This window comes from Bernardetia sp. ABR2-2B (assembly GCF_037126435.1).
In the GTDB taxonomy this organism is placed as follows: Bacteria; Bacteroidota; Bacteroidia; order Cytophagales; family Bernardetiaceae; genus Bernardetia.
In genome coordinates this window covers 3,629,425-3,652,831 of the sequence record NZ_CP147020.1, presented here as the reverse complement: position 1 = coordinate 3,652,831, position 23,407 = coordinate 3,629,425, and the positions used below count along the sequence as shown (strand labels likewise).

The following is a 23,407-nucleotide window of genomic DNA, read 5'->3' as shown; positions in this document are numbered from 1 at the left end:
CTATCTCTTTATGGAAATGACCTTGTGTCCAATTTGTCAAAGCTCTATGTTTAATAACGCTAGTTATCCAAATGAAATCTGTAAAAAATGTATAGGACGTGCAACAGACGGACACGGACGCTATCTGAAATTTTATAACAGAACAATATCAGATGGTTATATTGCCTTTTATGCTGACGCAGATGGAAGAGAAGAGTATCATAGCAATATTTGTTATGTCAGCAAACGAAAATGTATTGCAAAAGCAGCTCGTTTTGGAGGAATTGTAGTAGAGATAGAAAGAAAATAGTTAATGTTTGTTCTATGAGCAAAAATAGAATTAGAAGCATTTTTTCCAAAAAAAAATAAAATAATTCAAACATTTTTATTTTTTGATAGATATATGTAACCTTTAAGGTTAAGTTGCGTTAGTATAACTAAGTGATATTTGAAAAGACCACTTTTTCATAGTCTTTTTTAGTTTCATTATGAGTTTTTTAGAAACTATTAAACTTCATTTTTTAATCTTATTTTTTGTTTTCTACAGACTTCAATTTTCTATCTATTTCTCTTCAATTTTTATATTTTGGTCATTTAGTTAATCAAAATTTCAATTACTAATAATTTTATAAGATTTGGATTTGTTAAAAAAAACGCTATCTTTAGATTATATAGAAAGCATTTTAAAAGAGTAATTGTACAAACAATCAATTGTTTAACTTTTTTAACTAAATAATTACACAAAAAATTGGAAAAGTGTTTAAGAAACACTAACTTTGTATTAAACAAAAATAAATACCTCCAAACTTCAAAATTTTTTTACCTATGACAGCCTTCGAATTTGGATTTGCACTACAAAAAATAGCTTACTCTTTGCGTCCTTTCGCATTAAAGCTAACTAAAGATTCTGATGAAGCAAACGATTTGCTCCAAGAAACTATATTAAAAGCCTTTTCTAACCGTGAGAAATTTACGGAAGGAACAAACCTAAAGGCGTGGTTATATACCATAATGAAAAATACTTTTATTACGAATTATCAGCGTTTGGTGCGTCGTAATACATTTATTGATACTACCGAAAATCTACACTTCCTTAACTCTTCTAATCATGTCGCTGCAAATGGTGCATATGGAGATTTTATGATGCAAGATGTAGTTCGTGAAATTGACAAATTAGACGATGCGTATAAAGTGCCATTTATGATGCACTTTAGAGGTTTCAAATATTACGAAATTGCAGAGCGTTTAGAAATTCCGATAGGAACAGTCAAGAACAGAATTCATATTGCACGTAAAGAACTGAAAGGAAATTTGAAAGTTTATGCTTCAAAAAACTAATTTAGTTTAGAATCTGAATTTTATATAAAAATTTCAAAAAAACGTACATTTTTTTCAAACAAAAGTGTGCGTTTTTCTATTTTGAGAAAAGAACATACTTATTACCCTTCTTACTTCGTTCTGTTATTAATAATAGAAAATCTTATAAAGTTCTCAATGAATACTCTTACACCTTCCACAACTTCTACTTCGAAAGGAACTGATACTATTTCAGATTCTATGGCTCTTTATAACACAACTGCTTTGAAGTGTAGTAAACTAATTACTCAACATTATAGCACTTCTTTTACACTTGGAATCCAAACGCTTCACAAAAAGCTTCATTTTCCTATTTATGCTATTTATGGATATGTGCGTTATGCTGATGAAATTGTAGATACTTTTCATGATAAAGATAGAGAAAGTTTGCTTTCTCGTTTTAGAGAAGATACGTATCGTGCCATTGAAGAGAAAATTAGTACCAACCCTGTCATTCATTCCTTCCAACTTGCTGTTGAACGGTATTCTATTGAAAAAGAACTTATAGAAGCCTTTTTGAATAGTATGAAAATGGATTTAGATAAAAAAGAATATACAGATAGCAAATACAATGAATATATTTATGGTTCTGCCGAAGTAGTGGGTTTGATGTGTTTACGTGTTTTTTGTGAGAATGATAGTGAACTTTATGATAGCTTAAAGGCAGGAGCAAGAAGTCTTGGAGCAGCCTTTCAGAAGGTAAATTTTTTGAGAGATATGAAAAGTGATTTTGATGAGCGTGGAAGAGTTTATTTTCCTGAAGTTGATTATTCTCAATTCAATGCCAGTGCAAAACTTGAAATAGAAAACGATATTCAGAAAGATTTTGATGCAGCTTATGAAGCTATTTTACGCCTTCCCAAACCTTCAAGAATGGGTGTTTATTTAGCTTATGTATATTATTTGAAATTATTTAATAAAATAAAACAGTCATCAGCTCAAACTATTCTTTCAGAAAGAATACGTGTTCCTGATAGCAGAAAGATGTTTTTACTCGTAGAAAGTTATGTAAAACATCGCCTAAACTATTTATAATAGTATAACTAGAGCGTAACTACCCAGCTACCAGTTTTATACTACTTCCCTCTGTTTGATTTTTTTGAATATGAAGATGTGTTCTGATTTCTTGTTGCAGACTTTCCACATGTGAAATAATTCCGACTACCTTATTTTCTTTTTGCAAACTTTGAAGTGTATTAAGTACAATTTGAAGCGAATCATTATCTAAAGAACCAAAACCCTCATCAATAAAAAAGAACTCTTGTTGTTTTCGCATACTCTCCGAAAGTGCCAAAGCAACACATAAAGAAGCTTGAAAAAGTTGCCCTCCAGAAAGCGTTTTGATAGTCCTTGTTTTGCCTTCACTCAAAAAATCACGTACTTCAAATTCATTCGTTTCATTCAAGATAAGTTCCAAAGAATGATGTGTCAGTTCCCTAAAGCGAACATTTGCCAAGCTACATAAATTACGCAGATATTCTGTTGAAGCAAAATCAACAAAACCACCACTTCCTCCTTTAAAAAGCTTAGTCAGTGTTTGTAGGTTGTCTTGTCGTTGCAAAAGTTTGGATAATGATTTCTCTTTTTCTGCTTTTTCTAACGTATCTTTTTCTGCTTTTTTGATGTCTTGATTGATAATAGTTTGCTGCGAATTATCTTGTTTTTGTTTTGTTGTGAGTTCTTTTATTTCATTTAGGAGTTTCTCAAAAGAATCGTTTTGATAGTGCTTTCCTTCTGTTTGCTTTTCTAGTTTTTGGTACTCTTCTAAAGTAGTTTTTAGATTTGTAAAAAAAGTTGTTATTTCTTTTCGCTCGTTATCTGTATTTAATTTTTGATTGAGAATATTTTGAATATCATGCTGTGAGAGTTTTTTTTCTAACTTTTGTATTTTATTCAAAACCTGTTCTTGATTGCTTTTTAGCTCTCCATTTAATATCTCAACTTGAGAGAGAATAGATTTTAGTGTTCCTTCTAATTCACTTTTTTGATAAAAAAACTGCTTTTCCTTTTCTTGATTTTTTAGAAACTCTTGTTCTGTTTCTTCTGAAATTCGCTTTATTTCTATACTTATTTTTTCTAGTTTTGGAATAGAAGCATCTCTATAAAGTTGATTTACTTTTTCAGCGTTTCTTTCTAGCTCTTTTATCTGTCCTTTTTGTGAGGCATGTTCTTGCTTTAGATTTTCCAAACCCGTTTTATATCTTTCAATTTCTTGATTTAGACTTTCTATCTCTTGTTCTGTTTTTGATAAATCAGTTTCTGTTTTTTTTATTTTTGTTTGAACGGATTTTTGCTCTTCCTGAATTTTTAATATTTCATTTTTAGATAAATTTTTCCATTGTTTTTCATTCGCTAAAAATAATTTTTGATGCGTTTCCAGTTCAGTCTTTATTATTGATTGTTTTTCAAGAAGTTTATTCAAACTTTGCTTCTTGTCTGTAATTTTTTCTATAAAACGAGCCAACTCTCTTTCTTCACTTTGAAGTATTTTTAGATTTTGCTCATTTTCTTTTTTCTGTTTTTTGAGTGATTTTAGATTGCTTTCAATGTTTTCTACATCCAAAATATTTGGGTGAATTTCCGAACCACAAACAAGACACGGCTGTCCGTCTTCCAATGCATGAACAGCTTGATGAAGTCCTTTTTGCATCGTCAATGTTTCAATTTCTTGACTTACTCTTTCTATATTTTGAATTAGTTCTTTTTCAGAAAGTTGCAATTTTTTGGCTTCAAAAGCTATTTTTTCTACTTCTAGTTTTTCAATTTCTATTTTTTTACTTTGTATTTCAATGTTTATTTCAGATTGATTTTTTGATAGTGTTTCATTTTTATCCAACCAAATGAAGGCATTTTGCAGATTCTGCGTATCAATAATTTGTCCTTTAAGCTCTGAAATAGAATTTTTAAGTTTTGTAAACTCTGTTTTCTTGATTTGTGCTTTTTCCTGACTTTCAGAAATCACTCCTATTCCTTTTTCTATTCTTGCAGCTATTTTGTTGTATTGAACTTCTGATTCCTTTAACTTAATAAGCTGATTGATAGGTTCAATTTGCTCTATTTTTTTGATATTTTCTTCCTTTTGAGCAGTAATTTCTTTCTTTACCTCTAGCGTTTTGTCATAGTTCCTTTGAGCTTCTTGATACTTTTTTTCTGTTTCTTTTTGCTTTTCTTTGATAGAGTTCAAATTTGCAGCTATTCTTTTTTGGTCGTTCAAATCTTGCTCAAACTCATTTTTTATTAGAATAAATTCATTTAGATTATCCTCTCTACTCTTCATAGTTTCTTCTTGTGATTGAAGTTTTTGAAGTTGAATTTGCTTTTTATTTTTTTCTTCAAAAATAGTTTTGATGATTTCTAATTGATTTTTCTGTTCATTTTTCCGATTGATTTGTTTTTCTTGTTCTGTAATTAATTCTGTTAAATTTTCTGCTTCTATTTTTTTATTTTTGATAAAATCCTCTGTCAAATATTCAAATTGATGCGAAATTATATTTTCAATTATCTCAATTTGCTTCTCGGTCTCTTTTTTCAAACTACGTGTATTATCTGCCAAATCATATTCATGAAGAGAAAAAATATCTTTTATCATATCAATTCTAGCAGCAGGTTTTAGCTGTAAAAACTCAGCAAACTGCCCTTGTGGAATAATAACCGTTCTTTTAAAATTATCATACGAAAGTCCAATTGCTTTTTCTACTTCTTCAAATTCGATGGTTTGCCAGTCATTTCCTACTTTTTTAGCTGCTCTTCGATTATAATTGGTAACTGTATCAAACTTTTTAGAATTTCGTTTGGCTATAAACTCACACACAAAATGCTCTTTCTCTTTCCCTGCCAAAAACTCAAAGCTTATTTCTACAACATCAGAATCCAAATTCATCATGTTGTAGTACCTGTTATCGCCACTAATATTTAGCTTGTCTGTTCGCCCAAAAACAGCAAAAGTAATGGCTTCCAAAATACTAGATTTACCACTTCCTACCTTTCCAAAAATACCGAAAATACCAGCTTCTGAAAGAACATCAAACTTGATGACATGCTTTTTTTTATAAGAATAAAGACCGTTTATAGATAATGAGATTGGAAACATAGCGATAAATTTAGAAGTTAGATTTTAGAGGTCAGAATTAGGGAATGGAAATTAGTTTTTTGCAAAGCAAAGGCAAACCTTTAACTAACCTAGTTACTTATTTTAATGGGAGAATACTATTCAACTTTTTCTAAATCAAGATTAATAGTCGAAGTGAAGTTCATTTTCATATTGCTGAAATCCATTTTTATTGGACTATTTTCTTGCTCCAAACCATCTAGTTTCATTTTCATTTTGAGCTCTACCTTTGCTTCTGTAAAACATCCTTTTTCTATATCAAAAGTGTACATTCCTTCTCCTTTTATTTGAGGTCTGTCTTCTTTTTCTATTTGCTTTTCTAAATCTGGATTTTCGTATTCATCCATCAAAATATCGCTTTGTAATATATATAGGTTTTGTTTTATAGACTTGAGTTTTAAGGTTTGAAAGCCTTTCATTACTATTTTTTTATCAGAAGATGGAATTGGCATTTTTATTTTTACTTTGAGCATTTCTCCTACCTTCAAATTTTTGGTAGGAATAGGTAGAACACCTGTATAAAATAGTTTCATTGCCTCGCTAATTTTACCTTCTATTGTACCATCACTTTTCAAACCTTTTATAGACATTTCAGTAACTTTTTGATTATCTGTTGTCATGTTTTGTAGCAGAGCATCTCCTATTTCACCCATATCCAAATTTTCTAAAGCAACATCTGCTTTTTCATCTGAAGTGGGTGTGATAGTCAATTTTCCAGTCGCTTCGTTAGTAATTCCGAAGGCAGAGAAAATTCCTCCCATTGGACTGATTTCCATTTTTTGGGTAAAATTATACGTCAGTTTATCAAAATTTTGAAATTTCCACATAACTGCTCTTTCATTTTCAGAATCAGAACAACCTATGAGTAAAAAACAGAAAATAAGAGAGTGAATATAATAGTTTATTGGCTTTTTCATCATAAATTAATTGTGAAGTTGTTTAAAAATGGGCTGTGTAGATATATTTGTTGGTGTCGCTACGCTAAAACACCAACAAAGGCTGTGTTATTTTTCCTTAGAACTGGATTTGCAAACCCAGTTCTAAGGAAAAATGAGTATTCTTAAACAACTTCTGTGTATATATTTTCAATAAATATAAAAACCTTTCAGAATAATTAAAGTATTTATTCTGAAAGGTTTTGAAATAAGAGAACTATTTTTTAGTTAGTAGGAACTTGATTTTTCTTTAAATTTTTTAATCTGACGGCGTAATGCTTCTACCGTTTCATCAGTAGCAGATTCAAAGGTTTCTCCTCCTTCTTTAGCAAAAAGGCTTGTACCAGGTACATTCAAACGAATCTCTACTACTTTTTCTTTCTTTGGGTCTCCTTTTTCAGTACGAATATAAACTTCTCCATTAATAATTCCGTCGTAGAAAGTTTCTAATTTATCTACTTTTGTTTGTATAAAATCACTTAATGTTTCACTTGTGTCATTATCGACATAATTCATTTCTAATTTCATAAAAATTGAGGTTAAGGTTAAAAAAATGAAATGGTATGCTTTTTTTTGCAGATTGATTTAAAAAATAACAGTAACTATCTTAAACTTTTGGTTGAATTTGTATTTATTTCTAATTTCAATCTACATAAATAGTGGAATAAAAACAAGTCTGGAGAGATAAAGTTTAGTATTTCTAGTAGGGTTTTTGGCTTCTTCTACTTGGCTTTTGTAGGCAATGAGAATGAAAATATTGTCCCTTTTCCTTCTTCGCTATCAATCCAAATTTTGCCTCCATTTCCTTCAATAAATTCTTTGCAGAGTTTGAGCCCGATTCCTGTTCCTTTTTCTTTGTGTGTTCCTAAGGTCGTAAAATTTTCCTCATTAAATATCTTCTTTTTATTTTTTGGAGAGATTCCAATCCCTGTATCTACTACTCGTACAATTAGAAAATCATTTGAAGTTTCTTCAGATTTTACTAAAATAGTATCTGATTTTTTACAAAATTTTATTGCATTGGCGACCAAATTCCTTATCACTAAATCTGTCATATTTTTATCAGCATACACAAATGTATTTTGCTGAACATTATTCATAAAAGTCAAATCTTTAGCTGTTATCTCTTTGGCAAATAAATTTTCTTTGTTTGCTATAAGTTTGTAAATATCAAAGTCTTCTGGGTCAGCATGAAGTCCACTCATTTGGCTTTTTGCCCAATAAACTAAGTTATTTAATAAATCAGAGGTATAATTTACATTTTTAGTAATTTCGGGAAGAAAATATTTTAATTCAGCTTCCGAAATCCCACCTTTTTCAAACAAATCTAAAACTCCTTTCAACTGTGCAAATGGACTACGCAAATCGTGTGAAATAATAGAAAAGAGCTTATCTTTTGTATCGTTGAGTTTTTGTAATTCTAATTCTTTATACTTTAAATCGCTTACATCAGTTACAAAAACGGTTACATATTTTAGGCTTTTATCTTCATCAAAAACAGGAAAATATTTACCGTACGAGTATGTCATTTTTCCACTTGGGAGTTTCATAGGATCTGTAAACTCTACTATATTTCCTGCTATGGCTTTATTGATATAACCATTGTGTATTTTAGTAAGTTTGTTTGGCAACACCTTTGTATAATGACTTCCTTCTATATGTGAAACAGGCAAGAAAAAGTTATCTTCATACATTTTATTAGCAATGATATAATTTCCATCTTTATCTATCATCGCTACGAAAATAGGCAGATTATCAATTATACTTCTCAAAATCATTCGTTCTTGATTAGCTATTTCTAACTTCAAACTATTTGTATTGGCTTGGTCTAATTGCTTTTGATTGTCAATAATTTGACTTCTCATCTCAATTTCTTTTTCAGCCTTAATAAGTAAATTCTGAACCACCTTTTTATTTTCTTTTCTCAAGTTACTAATATGCTCACTCAAAGCCAACGAAAAAAACCAAATCTCCAGTAATATTCCAAAATAGATGATGTTCCGTGTATAAATAGTGTACTCTAACCAACCATTTATGGTGCAAAGATAAACGACAATGGAGGCAAACATACATGTCCATCCAACAACATAAAAAAGAGCTTGTTTTTTCCCTTTAAAAGTAAGCCAATACGAAATAGATAAAGTAATGATAGTATTTGAGAGCAATAAAACCTGATGTAAGAACTGTATTTTGTAAGTGGGAATAAATAAATTGAGAATACCCCACATAAAAATTAATATCAAGACAATAACTATAAAATAATAAAAAGATTTGTGCTTTTGACGAAGTCCTAAATAATTTATAGTAATTAAACCTACCGAAATCTGAATAGGGGCAATCCAAGAGATAGTATGTGTATATATCCAATGCCTGATACTGAAAGAATCAAAGATATCTACCCAAAAAGGATAACCATTTATAAATGTAGCAGCAAGACAAACTCCAAAAAGATAAATAATATAATAAGCGTAAATATGTTTTCGTGTAGCTATTCCTAAAAAACTATTATATAAAAACATAATTAGTAAAGCACCTACAAAACCTGCTGTCAAATAATCAGATATAGTTTTTTCTTGTGATAAAGACTGCAAAGAACCTATGACTAAAGGCACTTCAATAGTTTGTCCTGTATGAATACGAAAATAAAATGTTTGAGCTTGTTTATTTGTTACTTTTTGAAGAGGAATCCAAAACTTTGTGGTAGGGTAAGGTTTGTTTTGAAGAGGTCTTAATACACCTGTTTGTACGACTTGATAATTATTTTGTAAGGAATCTTTGGGAGTATAAAAATCAATTTCCCATAAAAAAGTAGTGTTTATTGCCAACCAACTATCTGTTTCTGATTCGTTCTTTGTTTGGAACTTGAACCAAAAAGCACTATTTGTAGCTTTATGAGTAAAAATATCTTTATGATAGAGTTTGAACTTACCTTCTTTATCTGCTTTTTGAATTTGTTTGAGAGATAACTCTCCTGTTTTATCTTCTAAAAAATAGACTTGTTTTCCTACCTTGAATAAATCTGTCGAACGCTTCATTGTTATTACATTATCTTGTCCAAAGGAAGATGTAATAAGTAAAGATAAATACAAAAAAATAATAATTTTATACATTTTTTATATTAAAGGGGCATTTTTAGACTTTACAATAAAAAATATTAAAATATTTTTTCAGTAAAATCTACTAAATTAGTGTCAATATAAAAAATTTGCTAAACTATTTATAAAGAGTTATTGATTTTGTTGAAATTTTATACGAAAATACTCTGCTTTTAGTTGATTTATTAATTTTGTTTAACAAAAAATGGAATTAATGGCATTTTACACCTAAATAAAATAAACAAAACTGTATTATCCTTAAAAAGCTTCATCCATAAAATAAATGCAGAGATTTCATTCAATCTCTGCATTCTAAAAGTAATACGAAATATATTTTAAGCTTTCTGTTTGTTGAGATGTTGTTTTATCTTCTTCATTAAGATAGTATAATCTACTGGTTTGGTCATATAATCATTTGCACCCATTTCAAGACATTTTCTTCTATCTTCATCAAGAGCTTTTGCAGTTACGGCAATGATAGGCAAGTCTTTCCATTTTTCTTGCTTTCTTATATTTTCGATAGTTTCGAAGCCATTCATAATTGGCATCATAATATCCATCAAAACTAAATCAACAGGTTCATCTTCTAGTGCTTCTAATGCTTCTTTTCCATTGAAAGCCTCTACAATATCGGCATCATGATTTTCTAAAGCAGAAGTCATTACAAAAACATTTCTGACATCATCATCAACAATTAGAATACGTTTTCCTCTAAGGTCGTTGCTATTTTCCTCTTCAGCTTCATCTGCCAAATAAGACTCCAAACTTTTATTGACAATAGAATCAAAATCTTCTGATGTGTCTCCATTATTAAAATGATCGTTGCTATTATCTCTTTCTGCAAAGGTAGATGTCGTTTCAGGCTCTGCATCTTTGGCTTTACTTTCAACTTTATTTATTAAATCAGTTGCTACCTCTTCCTTTTTTGCAGCCTCCTTTACTGACCCTTTTGTTGGATTTTTTTCATTTACTTGATGTAAAAACATTTTTGCTTTCTCCAAAAGTTGTGTATAAGCTTGTGGATGTTTTATGATTACGCTTACTGAATAGAGACGCATTTCCTCTTTTTCGGAAGCTGTCAAGTCTTTTCCTGTATAAATAATTACTGGAATATTGAGATTATGTTCTTTTATGAATCTACAAAGTCCCATTCCCGTTCCTTGTTCTAGCTTCAAATCAGCAATTACGATGTCATAATTTCCTGTTTCTAACTCCTGTATTGCAGCAGCTTCTGTCATAACACCTTTACAAACAACCCCTTCTTTATCAAAGAGTTCTAACAAATAATTTTGTTGAAACTCGTCGTCTTCCACAATGAGCATTTGCTTTGTTGATTTGTGAGAAATTCCAGTAAGGCGCAATACTTCATCACGAACAGCCTTTGCTTCAATCGGTTTTTGGAGATAACCTACTGCTCCTTTTTCCAAAAGTTCAATGTTTTTATCTCTAGCTGAAACAATTGTTATTGGAATATGACGGTATTTTGGTTTAGTTTTGATTTGCTCTAAAAGCTCTGCCCCCGTAATATCTGGCAATCCCAAATCCAAGAGAACTCCCAATGGATTGAAGTATTCTACATCTTGCCAAAACTCTTTTCCAGAAACTGCAATGACACTTTTGAAACCTAATCCACGACTAATTTCGACCAAACTATTGGCATAATCTACGTTATCTTCTACAATCAGAATAATATCATCGCCTTGATTGACTTTTTCTCTGTCGTCTTCTACGGCAAGTTGCGCTACTCGTTTGTATTTTCTTAATGCAGCTTGTTCCTTTACTTGTGCTACATCATCAGCATTTGAGCGAAGTTCTATTCTTTTTTTCTTGTCATAGACAACATCTAGTTTGCGTTTTTTGGCATCTTCTTCTCCAATATGATTTTCGATGGGAAGAAGCATATAAAACTCGCTTCCTTTTCCATGTTCAGAACTCAAATGTACTTCTCCACCAAGCATATTGGTAAGCTCACGAGCAATAGAAAGCCCTAAACCCGTTCCACCAAATTCTCTTGATACCGAACCATCTACTTGTTGGAAAGCTTCAAAAATAACTTTTTGTTTATTACTAGGAATACCAATACCAGAATCAATAACAGAAATCTTGACAGGTAGTTTTTCATGATTACTTTTAGAAACACGAATCGTTACACTTCCCTTTTTGGTAAACTTAAAGGCATTAGACAAGAAGTTTTTTAAGACTTGACTAATTTTATCTCTATCATTAAATAACTCAATTCCTAATTGGTCATCAACAACAAAATCTAATTTTTTCTGTCTTGCAAGTTCATCAAATAAAGGTTTGAGATGAGAAAGTAGTTCGCTTGTATGGAAGTGATAAATATTGACACTCATTTTTCCAGCCTCAATTTTTGAAATATCAAGAATATCATTGATAAGATTAAGTAAATCATTACCTGATTGATAAACAATACTACATTTCTGAACTTCTTTTTCTGACAAGTTCTTAGATGAGTTTCGACGAAGCATATCAGAAAGCAAAATAATGGAATTGAGAGGCGTTCTGAGTTCGTGCGACATATTTGCTAAAAACTCTGATTTATATTTACTTGCTCTTCCAAGCTCTTCTGCCTTTTCTTCCAAATCAGTCTGAATAACGGTAAGTTGTTCGTTTCTGATTTGTAATTCTGTTCGGTGTCCTTCTAACTGTTCTTGTTGTTGTTGGAGTTCTTCATTTGTTTGTTGTAACTCTTCTGCTTGTTGCTGCATTTCTTCATTTTGCTGTTGTAGCTCTTCAGACTGCTGCTGAACGTGTAGTTGTTCTTCTTTCAAAAGAATATTTGCTTTTTCTATTTCTTTTGATTTTGATTGTGCTTCTCGTTTGGCTGCCTGTGCCACTTCGAAAAGGTTTTTGATACGCTCACTCTGTAAAGCAGAATACAAATGCGAAGAAATAAGCTCTGCCGAACTACTAATTAGTTGTTTTTTGAGTTCAGTAAATGGCTCAAAACTAGCAAGTTCTATTACACCACAAAGTTCATTTTCATACAGAAGAGGAAATGTATAAGTAGAAGAAGGGCTTTTACTTATTGTTCCTGTTGTTATATTTTGAGAATTATCAGGAATACTTTTGAGCATAATCGGCTTTTTCTCATAGGCCACCTGTCCGACTACGCCTTCTCCTAAGTGGTATTCGTGTGAAAGTCTATCTCTATCCGTAAAAGCATAAGAACTATACAGTTTTAATTTTCGGTCTTCTTCATCATAAATATAAAGAACTGCACAACCCACTTGCAAGAACTCACCTAAGAAACTAATACTTTTCTGTCCTACTTCTTTTGAAGTAAAATGACCTGAAAGAATTGCATTTAGTTTACTCGCTCCTTCTTTTAAATAGTATTGATTGCGTAAAGAATGTGTCATTTCATTGAGCGCAATACTTAGCTCATCTTTTTCTCCTCGTACGTTGAGTTGAACATCATAATTTCCTTTTGAAATAGCATTTGCTTTGTTTACAATTTGACCAAGACTTTTTATGATTTCATTAAAACTTCGTCCTAATTTTCCTATTTCATCATTTCTTCCTCTAAGTTTGAACTCCACATTATTCAAATCTCCTAGAGCTACTTGTGCTGCTTTTTCTTCCATAATTTCGATAGGACGGCTAATTTGTCCTTTTATCCAAAACGGAATAAAAATAGTAATCAAAAGCACTATGCCTCCGAATACACCTAAATAAATAAAAGTTTTTTGTACTACTTTATTATTATCAGTTTGCACTTTTTTTGCAATCTCTTCTTTTGTTTTTATTAAATTATCTAGCGTTGATTTCAATTCTTTTGATTGATTCTCAAGGTTTCCATAAATCATTGCACTAGAACGCTGCAAATCGCCCTCATCAATAGCATATACCAAAGCAGCACGGCGTAGGTCTTTGAAGGATTTTAATGATTCTTTAAATTTTGTGTATAATTCTTTTTCTTCTTCTGAGGTCATTTTATTGCCTAGCTCCTCTGTCCAATTTTTTATTTTCTCTTCCTCTTCTTCAATATCCATTCGATATGTTTTTCTTTGAGGGAGTGAGTCAGACAGGATAACATCTCTAGTCTTCACTAAAGTCATTGGATATGCTTCTGCAATATGAGTCAGTAAACGCAATCCTTCAAAATGAACTTCTGAAATTTCTTCTGAACGCTCACGCAAATCCTCTACATACTTTAAGGTAAGTGCAGACATAACTCCCACCATAATTGTAATAATGAGAAAACTAAACGTTATTTTACTTGATAAACTATTCAACCATTTCATAGACTATATGGACATTTATATTTAATAAGACGGAAAGAAGGTCTGTTTTTATTTTTACCTATTTTTTAGATAATCTTTAATTAACAGAATTTGATTCAAATATCTTGCTTGTTTAGCTAAAATAAATCTTTTTTTCGACGAATACTAACTCTGAGAAACAATTACGAATTAAAAATTACGAATTACGAATATAACCTGTTTTTATTCGTTAATTTCTGACTTTAAACCTACTACTATTTTTGGTGTTATTTTGAAAAAATAGCATCAAAATAAGGTAATTCCTTTTTGACCATATGGTTTATTTGTTATTTTATCTTACTTTTGCTTAGGGCGTATATCTATTTTTCAAGTGTATTCATTTACCATTCACAATTCATCAAAATTTGTTTTTCTGCTTCAATATCGGTTTTTTGGAAGTAAAATGGGTAGATATTTTCGATATTCTGCTGGTTGGACTCTTAATCTATAACTTTTATAAACTCGTCAAGGGAACGGTTGCACTTCGTGTGTTTATTGGTTTTTTGTCGCTTTATTTTTTGTACCTCATTGTAGAAGCTACTGAAATGGAGCTTTTGTCTTCTATTTTGGGGCAATTTATGGGTGTGGGTGTGGTGGCTGCTGTGGTTTTATTTCAAGATGAACTTCGTCGTTTCTTACTTTTGATTGGAAAAGCACCTGCCTTTAATTCTGATTTTTGGAATGGTCTGTTTGGAAAAGATACAGCAAATATCATTTGGAATATTGATGCCATTGTAGATTCGACAAAAGAAATGGCTCGTACTAGCACAGGCGCACTTATCGTAATTTCTCGTTTTGATGATATGGAGAAATATGCAGCGACAGGAGATATTATTGATGCTAAGATTTCGAAACGAATTATTTCCTCTATTTTCTTTAAGAATAGTCCGTTACACGATGGAGCAGCTATTTTTTATAAAGGTCGTATAATGGCTGGGCGTTGCCGTCTTCCTCTTTCGACAAACGAACAAATTCCTGCTTCTTTAGGGATGCGTCACCGTGCTGCAATCGGAATGAGTGAAGGAACGAGTACGCTTATTCTGGTAGTTTCAGAAGAAACAGGACAAATTTCCATTGTCAAAAATGGCGATATTACTAAAAACCTTTCTCCCCAACAGACACGCCAAATGCTCAATGAATATCTTTCTGCTGAGAAGAAAGAAATTGATGATGTGCCTTTGCCAAATTGAGTTTGATTAAAAGTTATATGAAAGTTGGCACTACTTTTTAATTATCTCTTAGCCAACAAAAGACCTAAGAAAGTAAATCCACCATTGAGTAAAATAGCTTCAAAACCGATTTTATATCCTCCAAAAATTTCTGGCGAAGTATTGATAAATGAAACCAAAGAAAACGTAATAATAGGCGCAATTACACAAATAAATGGCGTAAAATTATCTTTTATTTGAATTTTGGTAAACATTCCAAAGGCATACAATCCCAGTAAAGGACCATAGGTATAACCTGCTGCTGTAAAAATTCCATCAATGACAGACCTATCATTTATATAATGCAGAGTCAAAATCACAAAGAATAAAATAGCTGCAAAACCAACTTGTACTTTTAAGCGAGTAGATTTTTTTTCTGTTTCTTTTGTGTTGTACTCCTTTTCTGTCATTGCATTTTTATATTCTTCAAAACCTAAAAAATCCACACAAAAAGAAGTAGTGAGTGCAGTCAGAGCCGAATCTGCACTAGAATAAGCTGCTGCAATAATACCTATCAAAAATAGAATCCCTGCCAGTGCTGGTAGATGATTTTTGGCAATAATGGGGTAAAGCATATCTGTTTTTTCTGGAATAGCTATCCCTTTTGTATTTGCGTACATATACAATAGCGCACCCATTGCAAGAAATAATAAATTGACAAAAACGAGGACTATACTAAACCAAAATATGTTTTTTTGAGATTCTTTTAACGTTCGGCAAGAAAGATTTTTTTGCATCATATCTTGGTCTAATCCTGTCATTGTGATAGCTATAAAAGCACCTGCGAAAAACTGCTTATAAAAGTTATCTGGCGTATTGATGTCCCAAAAGAAGGTTTTACTCATTTCACTCTCCGAAACTGAAGTATAAATTTTTGAAATAGAATCTAGTCCAAGTTCATTTCCTATCATTACAATCGTAATTCCGACAGCCAAAAGCATAAAAAGCGTTTGCAGAGTATCTGTCCAAACGATCGTCTTTATTCCTCCTTGAAATGTATAGAGCAAGACCAAAATAATTGTAACCAAAACAGCTATTTCAAACGGAATCCCTAATGGTTCAAAAAGAAAAATTTGTAATACTCCAGCAGCTAAAAACAGACGGAAAGCAGAACCAATAATCCTAGACAAAATGAAAAAACTAGCTCCTGTTTTATATGACCAAAATCCAAAACGTCCACTTAAATATTGATAAATAGAAGTTAGATTGTGTTTGTAATAGAGAGGCAATAAAACCGTAGCAATGACTAAATATCCCAAAAGATACCCAAAAACAATTTGCATATAACTAAAAGCATTTGCCCCTACCTTTCCTGGTACAGAAATAAAAGTAACTCCTGAAAGTGATGCACCAATCATTCCAAAGGCAACCAAATACCAAGGAGCATTTCGATTAGCTGTAAAAAAGGTTTCGGTAGTTGCGCCTCTTGAAGTACGCCAAGAAATGAAAAATAAAACTCCGAAATAAGCAATTAAGACAAAAAGGGTAGTTAGTGGAGACATTGGAAATACTGTATAAGATTAGCGAGTGATTTTATATGATTTATAGGATGAATGACAAGATAAATACAAATTGCTTTTTGAATTACTAATACAAAATACTAGAACTTGATTAGCGAGTGATTTTGTATGATTTATATGATGAATACAGGATAAAGGTAAGTTTTTTATGCCTTTACTCGTCTTGTTCTTCGTTTTACTACTGGTTGCACTCCAAAATTTAATAGCAAACCAACATCTAGTCGAACAGCTTGTAAATAATTTTGTAACTGTGCTTCGTGAGCAGGTAAAACGTGTTCTACTGCTTTCAACTCTAAAATAACTGTATCATTTACAAGTATATCAGCAAAATAACTTCCTACTTCATATTCATCATAATATACTTTGATAGAAACTTGAGTTTGTATATCTAAACCTATTTTTTTGAGTTCGATAGATAAAGCATTTTCATATACATTTTCTAAAAAACCATGTCCTAGTTTATTATAAACAGTATAAAATGCACCTATAATTTTGTCTGTTAATTCGCTGTGTCGATAGTTTTCGTTTTGCATAAATTAGGCTTGATTAGCGAGTGATTTTGTATGATTTATATGATGAATTACAGGATAAAGGCGAATACCTATTGTTTACAAGAATTTACAAAAATAAGTATTTCATTGTATTTATCTTGCCTTTAGTCATACGAATCATATAAATCACTCGCTAAGTAGTTCAAAAAAAAGCAAGTCCATTTCTGAACTTGCTTTTTTATTTCTATAAAATGAATAGCTTACAAACTAAGCTGCATTTTCTTTCTTAATCAAGTTCAATGCAGAACCTTCATTGTACCAAGCAATCTGACTTGCATTATATGTATGGTTCAATTTGATAGTATCTTTAGAACCGTCTTTGTGAGTTACTTCTAAAGTAAGTTGTTTGTTTGGAGCAAACTCATTCAAATCTGTAAATGTAAATGAATCATCTTCTTGAATCAAATCATAATCTGCTTCGTTATCAAAAGTAAGACCTAGCATACCTTGTTTCTTGAGGTTTGTTTCGTGAATACGAGCAAAAGATTTTACAATTACAGCCACAACTCCCAAATGACGAGGTTCCATGGCAGCGTGTTCTCTTGAAGAACCTTCTCCGTAGTTATGATCACCCACAACAACAGAAGGAACACCAGCAGCTTTATATGCTCTTGCCGTAGCAGGAACAGCTCCATATTCGCCAGTCAGTTGATTTTTTACATTGTCAGTTGCTTTGTTAAAAGCATTTACAGCACCGATAAGACAGTTATTAGAAATATTATCTAAGTGTCCACGGAAACGCAACCAAGGACCAGCCATAGAAATGTGGTCAGTTGTACACTTTCCAAATGCTTTAATTAATAACTTAGCATCTTTGATGTCTGAACCAATTGGCTCAAAAGGAGTAAGTAATTGTAGTCTTTCAGAATCATCAGCTACTACCACATTAACACCAGAACCATCTTCTACTGGAGCTTGGAAACCTGCATCTTCTACATCAAATCCTTTTGACGGAAGCTCATCTCCTACTGGTTCATCAAATTTAACATCTTCGCCCTTTTTATTTTTGATAGTATCTGTCATTGGGTTAAAGTCCAAACGACCAGAAATAGCAATTGCTGCAACGAGTTCAGGAGAAGTTACGAAAGCGTGTGTATTTGGGTTTCCGTCTGCACGTTTGGCAAAATTTCTATTGAATGAGTGAACAATAGAGTTCTTTGGTGCATTCTTAGGGTCAGAATATCTAGCCCATTGTCCAATACAAGGACCACAAGCATTTGTAAATATTTTAGCTCCTAGTTCTTCAAAAATTCCTAATAAACCATCTCTATCAGCCGTATAACGTACTTGCTCAGAACCTGGGTTAATTCCAAAGTCAGCTTTTACTTCAATTCCTTTATCGACAGCTTGTTTTGCAATAGAGGCTGCTCTTGATAAATCTTCGTATGAAGAGTTCGTACAAGAACCAATAAGTCCCCATTCTACATCTAAAGGCCAATCGTTTGCTTGTGCTTTCTCTCTGACATCAGAACCAGCTTCTGAAGCTAAATCTGGAGAGAAAGGACCATTGATATGTGGTTTTAATTCACTTAAATTAATTTCAATAACTTGATCAAAGTATTTTTCTGGGTTTGCATATACTTCGTCATCTCCTGTCAAATAATCAGCTACTTCATTGGCTGCATCTGCTACTGCATCACGACCTGTTGCACGTAAGTAGCGTTCCATTGATTCATCATAACCAAAAGTAGAAGTTGTCGCTCCAATTTCTGCACCCATGTTACAGATAGTTCCTTTTCCTGTACAAGACATAGATTTTGCGCCTTCTCCGAAATATTCTACGATAGCACCTGTTCCACCTTTTACAGTAAGGATACCAGCTACTTTCAAAATAACGTCTTTTGGTGCAGACCAACCCGATAATTTACCAGTCAATTTTACTCCAATTAGTTTTGGAAATTTCAATTCCCAAGGCATTCCTGCCATTACATCCACAGCATCAGCACCACCAACACCGATAGCAACCATTCCTAGTCCACCAGCATTTACGGTATGAGAGTCTGTACCAATCATCATTCCCCCAGGGAAAGCATAATTTTCTAAAACTACTTGGTGAATAATACCAGCCCCTGGTTTCCAAAACCCAATACCGTATTTGTTAGAAACAGAAGATAAAAAATCAAATACTTCTGAACTTGTTTTGTTGGCAAATGCTAAATCTTTTGCTGCTCCTTCTTTTGCTTGAATAAGGTGGTCGCAATGAACTGTTGTTGGAACTGCTACTTGATTTTTTCCTGCTTGCATAAACTGCAATAATGCCATTTGTGCTGTTGCATCTTGACAAGCGATTCTGTCTGGTGCGAAATCTACGTAATCTTCTCCTCTTTTGAATGCTGTTTTTGCTTCGCCATCCCAAAGGTGGTTGTATAAAATTTTCTCGGATAAAGTTAGTGGTTTACCTACTACTTCTCTCGCTTTATCTACACGACTTTTGAGTTGCGCATAGACTTTTTTCATCATATCTAAATCGTAAAGAGCCATTTGTTTTTGTATTTATTAAAAGTGAAAATTTTATTTGGTTTATGTCTTAAACTAACTCGTATCTGAGAAAATAGTTAGAAATACAGAAAGAATAGTGTCAGAATAGGTTTGTGAGTGTGTGCTTTTTATTAAACTAGAAAATTACGCACAAGAAAGCAAATTATCAATTTATGGATATTAATTAGAATGATTCTAAAAAGGATTCATCTCTTTCTATTCATTGTTCTTCAAGAAAAATGAATAAATTTGTGTGAAAAATTTAACTTAAATTTTTGAAACCATTATGAAAGATAAAATAAAAGGATGTTTAATAGGTTCAGCCATTGGAGATGGATTTGGTTATCCAACTGAGTTTATGAATGTGGAAGAAATAAAACTAAAATGGGGAAATAATGGACTCACAGAACCAATAGGCGATATAATAAAAGTAACTGACGATACTCAAATGGCAATAGCTGTATCTAAAGCAATAATGAAATCTTATAAAGAAGAAAATTTGATAAGAGATAATTTTGAAAAAGAACTCATAAATGAATTTATCTTGTGGCTGAATGATGATGAAAATAATCGTGCGCCTGGAATGACTTGTCTAAAATCTTGTGAAAATTTAGAAAAAGGACTGAAATGGGAAGAAGCCACAGCAAAAGATTCAAAAGGTTGTGGTGCAAATATGAGAGTTACCCCATTAGGGATATTGAAATTCAAAAATAAAAATATAACAGATACTCAAATTGCTAAATGGTCGCAATTTCAATCTGTCATAACACACGCTCATCCTACTGCTTTAGTAGCTTCTGAATTAACAGCCATCGCAATTATCAAAATCATAGAAGGTATAGAACCAACAGAATTAATTGATGTGTTGATAGAATACAGTCATTCTCAAAAAAATGTATATCATGATGATTTTCTCAAAAATATATGGGAAAGAGCAGGAATTTATAATGAGGTAGATTTTATAAACAGAGGTTGGGAGCAGTGTATTGAAATATTGAAACGAGTCAAAAAGGCTGCAAAACTAAATGATAAAGAAACAGACCCATGTGAGTATACAGGAGAAGGTTGGATTGCTGAAGAATCTTTGGCTACTGGCTTATTGTGTTTTTTATTGTATCCAAATGATTCTGTAAAAGCACTAATCAGAGCCGTAAATACAAAAGGAGATTCAGATTCTATTGCTTGTATTACAGGTGCATTAGTAGGAGCTAGAAATGGATTATCATCATTTCCTAGTGATTGGGTGCAGCGAATTGAATATCAAGATGAATTGAATGATTATATTTCTTTTGTTTTGAATGAGTGATTAATTTTTAAGTATGAAAAAAAACAGCCTAATACTAAAATTAGGCTGTTTTTATATAGAAAAATAAATTAAAAATCTAAGCCAAATCAAATCTATCTAAGTTCATCACTTTATCCCACGCTGCGACAAAATCGTATACAAACTTTTCTTTTGCATCATCACAGGCATAAAGTTCTGCCAAAGCACGAAGCTCTGAATTCGAACCAAAAATCAAATCTACACGAGAACCTGTCCATTTTACTTTTCCAGTTCTTCTATCAGTACCTTCAAAAGTTCTTTGGTCGTCAGAAATTGCTTTCCAAGTAGTTGTAAAATCAATTAAGTTAGTAAAGAAATCGTTGGTTAGCTGTTCTTTATTCTCTGTAAAAATTCCGTGCGAAGAACCATCAAAGTTCGTATTCAAGACACGCATTCCACCTACCAAAACAGTCAGCTCAGGAGCAGTAAGTGTCATGAGTTGAGCTTTGTCAATTAACATTTCTTCTTCTGATAAAGTATATTCAGCTTTTGAGTAATTACGGAAACCATCTGCTTGTGGCTCTAAAAATTTGAAAGAATCTACATCGGTTTGTTCTGCTGTTGCGTCTGTTCTTCCTGCTGTAAAAGGAACTTTAATATCATTTCCTGCATTTTTGGCAGCTTTTTCAATGGCAGCACAACCACCCAAGACAATCAAATCAGCGATAGAAACCTTTTTATTTCCATTATCAAATCCTTTCTTGATTTCTTCCAAAGCGTTCAATACTTTAGCTAATTGTTTTGGATTATTTACTTCCCAATCTTTTTGAGGAGCAAGACGAAGACGACCACCATTTGCGCCTCCACGCTTATCCGAACCACGGAAAGTAGAAGCCGAAGCCCACGCCGTAGAAACTAATTCAGAAATAGATAAACCAGAATTAAGAATTTTTCCTTTTAAAGAATCAATATCTTTTGCATCAATCAAATCATAATTACGAGCAGGAATTGGGTCTTGCCAAATCAATTCTTCACTCGGCACTTCTTCTCCCAAATAACGAGAAACAGGCCCCATATCACGGTGAGTTAGTTTGTACCAAGCACGAGCAAAAGCATCTGCAAATTCTTTTGGGTTTTCATGAAAATGTCTTGAAATTCTTTCGTAATCTGGATCTACACGCAATGCCAAATCACTTGTAAGCATAAAAGGAGCGTGTCTTTTTGATGAATCGTGAGCATCTGGAATTGTTCCTTCTCCACCTCCGTTTTTAGGTTTCCATTGGTGTGCTCCTGCTGGACTTTTGGTAAGTTCCCACTCAAAACCGAATAAATGGTCAAAATAATCATTGCTCCATTTTGTTGGTGTTTTTGTCCAAGCTCCTTCCAATCCACTCGTAATTGTATTTATACCATGCCCTGTATTTAATGTGTTTTTCCAACCCATTCCTTGCTCTTCGATAGTTGCACCTGCTGGTTCGGCACTTACATATTTATTTGGGTCAGCTGCTCCGTGTGTTTTTCCGAATGTATGTCCACCTGCAATCAAAGCAACCGTTTCGTAGTCATTCATTGCCATTCTTCCAAAAGTCTCACGAATATCTTTTGCTGATGCTAGTGGGTCTGGTTTTCCATTTGGTCCTTCTGGGTTTACATAAATAAGTCCCATCTGAACGGCTGCTAATGGATTTTCCAATTCTCTGTCGCCTGAATAACGCTTATCGCCTAACCATTCTCCTTCCGAACCCCAATAAATATCTTGCTCTGGCTCCCAAATATCTTCACGTCCACCTGCAAAACCAAAAGTTTGTAATCCCATTGATTCTAAAGCACAGTTTCCTGCCAAAATCATAAGGTCTGCCCAAGAGATTTTTTTACCATATTTTTTCTTGATGGGCCAAAGTAATAGACGAGCTTTATCAAGGTTGGTATTGTCTGGCCAACTATTCAGAGGAGCAAAACGCTGCGTTCCCGAACCTCCACCACCACGTCCGTCCTGTACACGATATGTACCTGCGCTATGCCAAGCCATACGAATAAAAAACGGTCCATAATGACCATAATCGGCTGGCCACCAATCTTGTGAATTTGTCATGAGTTCAAAGAGGTCTTTCTTTAGTGCTTTCAAATCAAGACTTTTAAACTCTTCTGTATAATTGAATCCTTTATCCATTGGATTGGATAAGCTGGAGTTCTGACGAAGAATATTTGTTTTTAATAGATTTGGCCACCAGTCAAGGTTTGATGTTCCTTGCCCTGCTACGAATTTTGCATCTCCTCCATGTATAAATGGACATTTGCTAGATTCGTTGGTGTCCCAAACTTTGCCTTTTCCATTAGATGTTCCGTTTGTGTTGTGTTCCATTTTATTGAGAGTTTAAGTTTGTGATTTGTGCTTTCTTAAATAGAAAAAATTACTAATGTTTTATTAATCAATAATTTAAGAAAAGAATTTCACACTTGAAAAAATAATAGTGTATTTTTCTTTTTATTAATTTACAAATATTGTGATTTACAAGTCATCAATCAAACTGATATTAATTATATATTGATAGATAAAATCTATAACTTTAGTTCTACATAAAAATCAAAACCCTGCTTGGTCTATATTGAAAGTATTTTCTTTGTTC

General features: G+C 32.5%; 14 protein-coding genes. 5 read left to right on the top strand and 9 right to left on the bottom strand.

What is annotated here, in order from left to right; all coding sequences use genetic code 11:
• Positions 1–46 precede the first annotated feature (46 nt).
• From WAF17_RS15305 to WAF17_RS15295, 3 genes are all read left to right on the top strand, one after another.
• Positions 47–289 (top strand): hypothetical protein, encoded by a 243-nt coding sequence (locus WAF17_RS15305; RefSeq protein ID WP_338761339.1) that lies wholly within the window; start codon positions 47–49, stop codon positions 287–289.
• A gap of 515 nt (positions 290–804) precedes the next feature.
• Complete coding sequence (locus WAF17_RS15300) at positions 805–1,317, top strand: RNA polymerase sigma factor (RefSeq protein ID WP_338761337.1); 513 nt, start codon at positions 805–807, stop codon at positions 1,315–1,317.
• 219 nt (positions 1,318–1,536) lie between these two features.
• The gene (locus WAF17_RS15295; RefSeq protein ID WP_338770209.1) at positions 1,537–2,370 is read left to right on the top strand and encodes a phytoene/squalene synthase family protein; all 834 of its coding nucleotides are present in this window, start codon (positions 1,537–1,539) and stop codon (positions 2,368–2,370) included.
• Between the two features lie 19 nt (positions 2,371–2,389).
• On the opposite strand, the gene WAF17_RS15290 is transcribed toward WAF17_RS15295, so the two are convergent.
• The 5 genes from WAF17_RS15290 to WAF17_RS15270 form a co-directional block, all read right to left on the bottom strand.
• Complete coding sequence (locus WAF17_RS15290) at positions 2,390–5,425, bottom strand: AAA family ATPase (RefSeq protein ID WP_338761335.1); 3,036 nt, start codon at positions 5,423–5,425, stop codon at positions 2,390–2,392.
• A gap of 116 nt (positions 5,426–5,541) precedes the next feature.
• Positions 5,542–6,360: a hypothetical protein gene (locus WAF17_RS15285; protein WP_338761333.1), complete on the bottom strand. Its 819-nt coding sequence runs from the start codon at positions 6,358–6,360 to the stop codon at positions 5,542–5,544.
• Between the two features lie 246 nt (positions 6,361–6,606).
• Positions 6,607–6,906, bottom strand: coding sequence for a ribosome-associated translation inhibitor RaiA (gene raiA, locus WAF17_RS15280; protein WP_338761331.1), 300 nt, complete (start codon positions 6,904–6,906; stop codon positions 6,607–6,609).
• 194 nt (positions 6,907–7,100) lie between these two features.
• Positions 7,101–9,488 (bottom strand): 7TM diverse intracellular signaling domain-containing protein, encoded by a 2,388-nt coding sequence (locus WAF17_RS15275; protein ID WP_338761329.1) that lies wholly within the window; start codon positions 9,486–9,488, stop codon positions 7,101–7,103.
• A gap of 320 nt (positions 9,489–9,808) precedes the next feature.
• Entirely contained in the window at positions 9,809–13,741 is a 3,933-nt protein-coding gene (locus WAF17_RS15270; protein WP_338761326.1) for a response regulator, read from the bottom strand.
• Positions 13,742–14,124: 383 nt separating this feature from the next.
• Here WAF17_RS15270 and cdaA point away from each other — a divergent pair, with 383 nt between their 5' ends.
• On the top strand, positions 14,125–14,949 hold the full coding sequence (cdaA, locus tag WAF17_RS15265) for a diadenylate cyclase CdaA (RefSeq protein WP_338761323.1): 825 nt from the start codon (positions 14,125–14,127) through the stop codon (positions 14,947–14,949).
• A 41-nt stretch (positions 14,950–14,990) separates the two neighbouring features.
• Here cdaA and WAF17_RS15260 read toward each other — a convergent pair whose 3' ends face one another.
• From WAF17_RS15260 to WAF17_RS15250, 3 genes are all read right to left on the bottom strand, one after another.
• A complete protein-coding gene (locus tag WAF17_RS15260; protein WP_338761321.1) occupies positions 14,991–16,469 on the bottom strand; it encodes a sodium:solute symporter in 1,479 nt (492 codons plus the stop codon).
• A gap of 164 nt (positions 16,470–16,633) precedes the next feature.
• Positions 16,634–17,020 (bottom strand): GxxExxY protein, encoded by a 387-nt coding sequence (locus WAF17_RS15255; RefSeq protein WP_338761318.1) that lies wholly within the window; start codon positions 17,018–17,020, stop codon positions 16,634–16,636.
• Between the two features lie 225 nt (positions 17,021–17,245).
• Positions 17,246–19,519 (bottom strand): aconitate hydratase, encoded by a 2,274-nt coding sequence (locus tag WAF17_RS15250; protein WP_338761315.1) that lies wholly within the window; start codon positions 19,517–19,519, stop codon positions 17,246–17,248.
• A gap of 283 nt (positions 19,520–19,802) precedes the next feature.
• Between WAF17_RS15250 and WAF17_RS15245 the strand changes: the two genes are divergently transcribed.
• Positions 19,803–20,822 (top strand): ADP-ribosylglycohydrolase family protein, encoded by a 1,020-nt coding sequence (locus tag WAF17_RS15245; RefSeq protein WP_338761312.1) that lies wholly within the window; start codon positions 19,803–19,805, stop codon positions 20,820–20,822.
• 76 nt (positions 20,823–20,898) lie between these two features.
• Here the strand turns inward: WAF17_RS15245 and katG are convergent, their stop codons facing one another.
• Positions 20,899–23,142 carry a catalase/peroxidase HPI gene (katG, locus tag WAF17_RS15240; RefSeq protein WP_338761309.1) on the bottom strand — a complete coding sequence of 748 codons (2,244 nt, stop codon included), beginning with the start codon at positions 23,140–23,142 and terminating at the stop codon, positions 20,899–20,901.
• Between the last annotated feature and the right edge of the window lie 265 nt (positions 23,143–23,407).

Excerpts from the sequence above, each read along its gene's own strand:
- WAF17_RS15305 (WP_338761339.1), top strand. The coding sequence starts at position 47 with ATGTTTAATAACGCTAGTTATCCAAATGAAATCTGTAAAAAATGTATA.
- WAF17_RS15300 (WP_338761337.1), top strand. The coding sequence starts at position 805 with ATGACAGCCTTCGAATTTGGATTTGCACTACAAAAAATAGCTTACTCT.
- WAF17_RS15295 (WP_338770209.1), top strand. The coding sequence starts at position 1,537 with ATGGCTCTTTATAACACAACTGCTTTGAAGTGTAGTAAACTAATTACT.
- WAF17_RS15290 (WP_338761335.1), bottom strand. The coding sequence starts at position 5,425 with ATGTTTCCAATCTCATTATCTATAAACGGTCTTTATTCTTATAAAAAA.
- WAF17_RS15285 (WP_338761333.1), bottom strand. The coding sequence starts at position 6,360 with ATGAAAAAGCCAATAAACTATTATATTCACTCTCTTATTTTCTGTTTT.
- raiA (WP_338761331.1), bottom strand. The coding sequence starts at position 6,906 with ATGAAATTAGAAATGAATTATGTCGATAATGACACAAGTGAAACATTA.
- WAF17_RS15275 (WP_338761329.1), bottom strand. The coding sequence starts at position 9,488 with ATGTATAAAATTATTATTTTTTTGTATTTATCTTTACTTATTACATCT.
- WAF17_RS15270 (WP_338761326.1), bottom strand. The coding sequence starts at position 13,741 with ATGAAATGGTTGAATAGTTTATCAAGTAAAATAACGTTTAGTTTTCTC.
- WAF17_RS15260 (WP_338761321.1), bottom strand. The coding sequence starts at position 16,469 with ATGTCTCCACTAACTACCCTTTTTGTCTTAATTGCTTATTTCGGAGTT.
- WAF17_RS15255 (WP_338761318.1), bottom strand. The coding sequence starts at position 17,020 with ATGCAAAACGAAAACTATCGACACAGCGAATTAACAGACAAAATTATA.
- WAF17_RS15250 (WP_338761315.1), bottom strand. The coding sequence starts at position 19,519 with ATGGCTCTTTACGATTTAGATATGATGAAAAAAGTCTATGCGCAACTC.
- WAF17_RS15245 (WP_338761312.1), top strand. The coding sequence starts at position 19,803 with ATGAAAGATAAAATAAAAGGATGTTTAATAGGTTCAGCCATTGGAGAT.
- katG (WP_338761309.1), bottom strand. The coding sequence starts at position 23,142 with ATGGAACACAACACAAACGGAACATCTAATGGAAAAGGCAAAGTTTGG.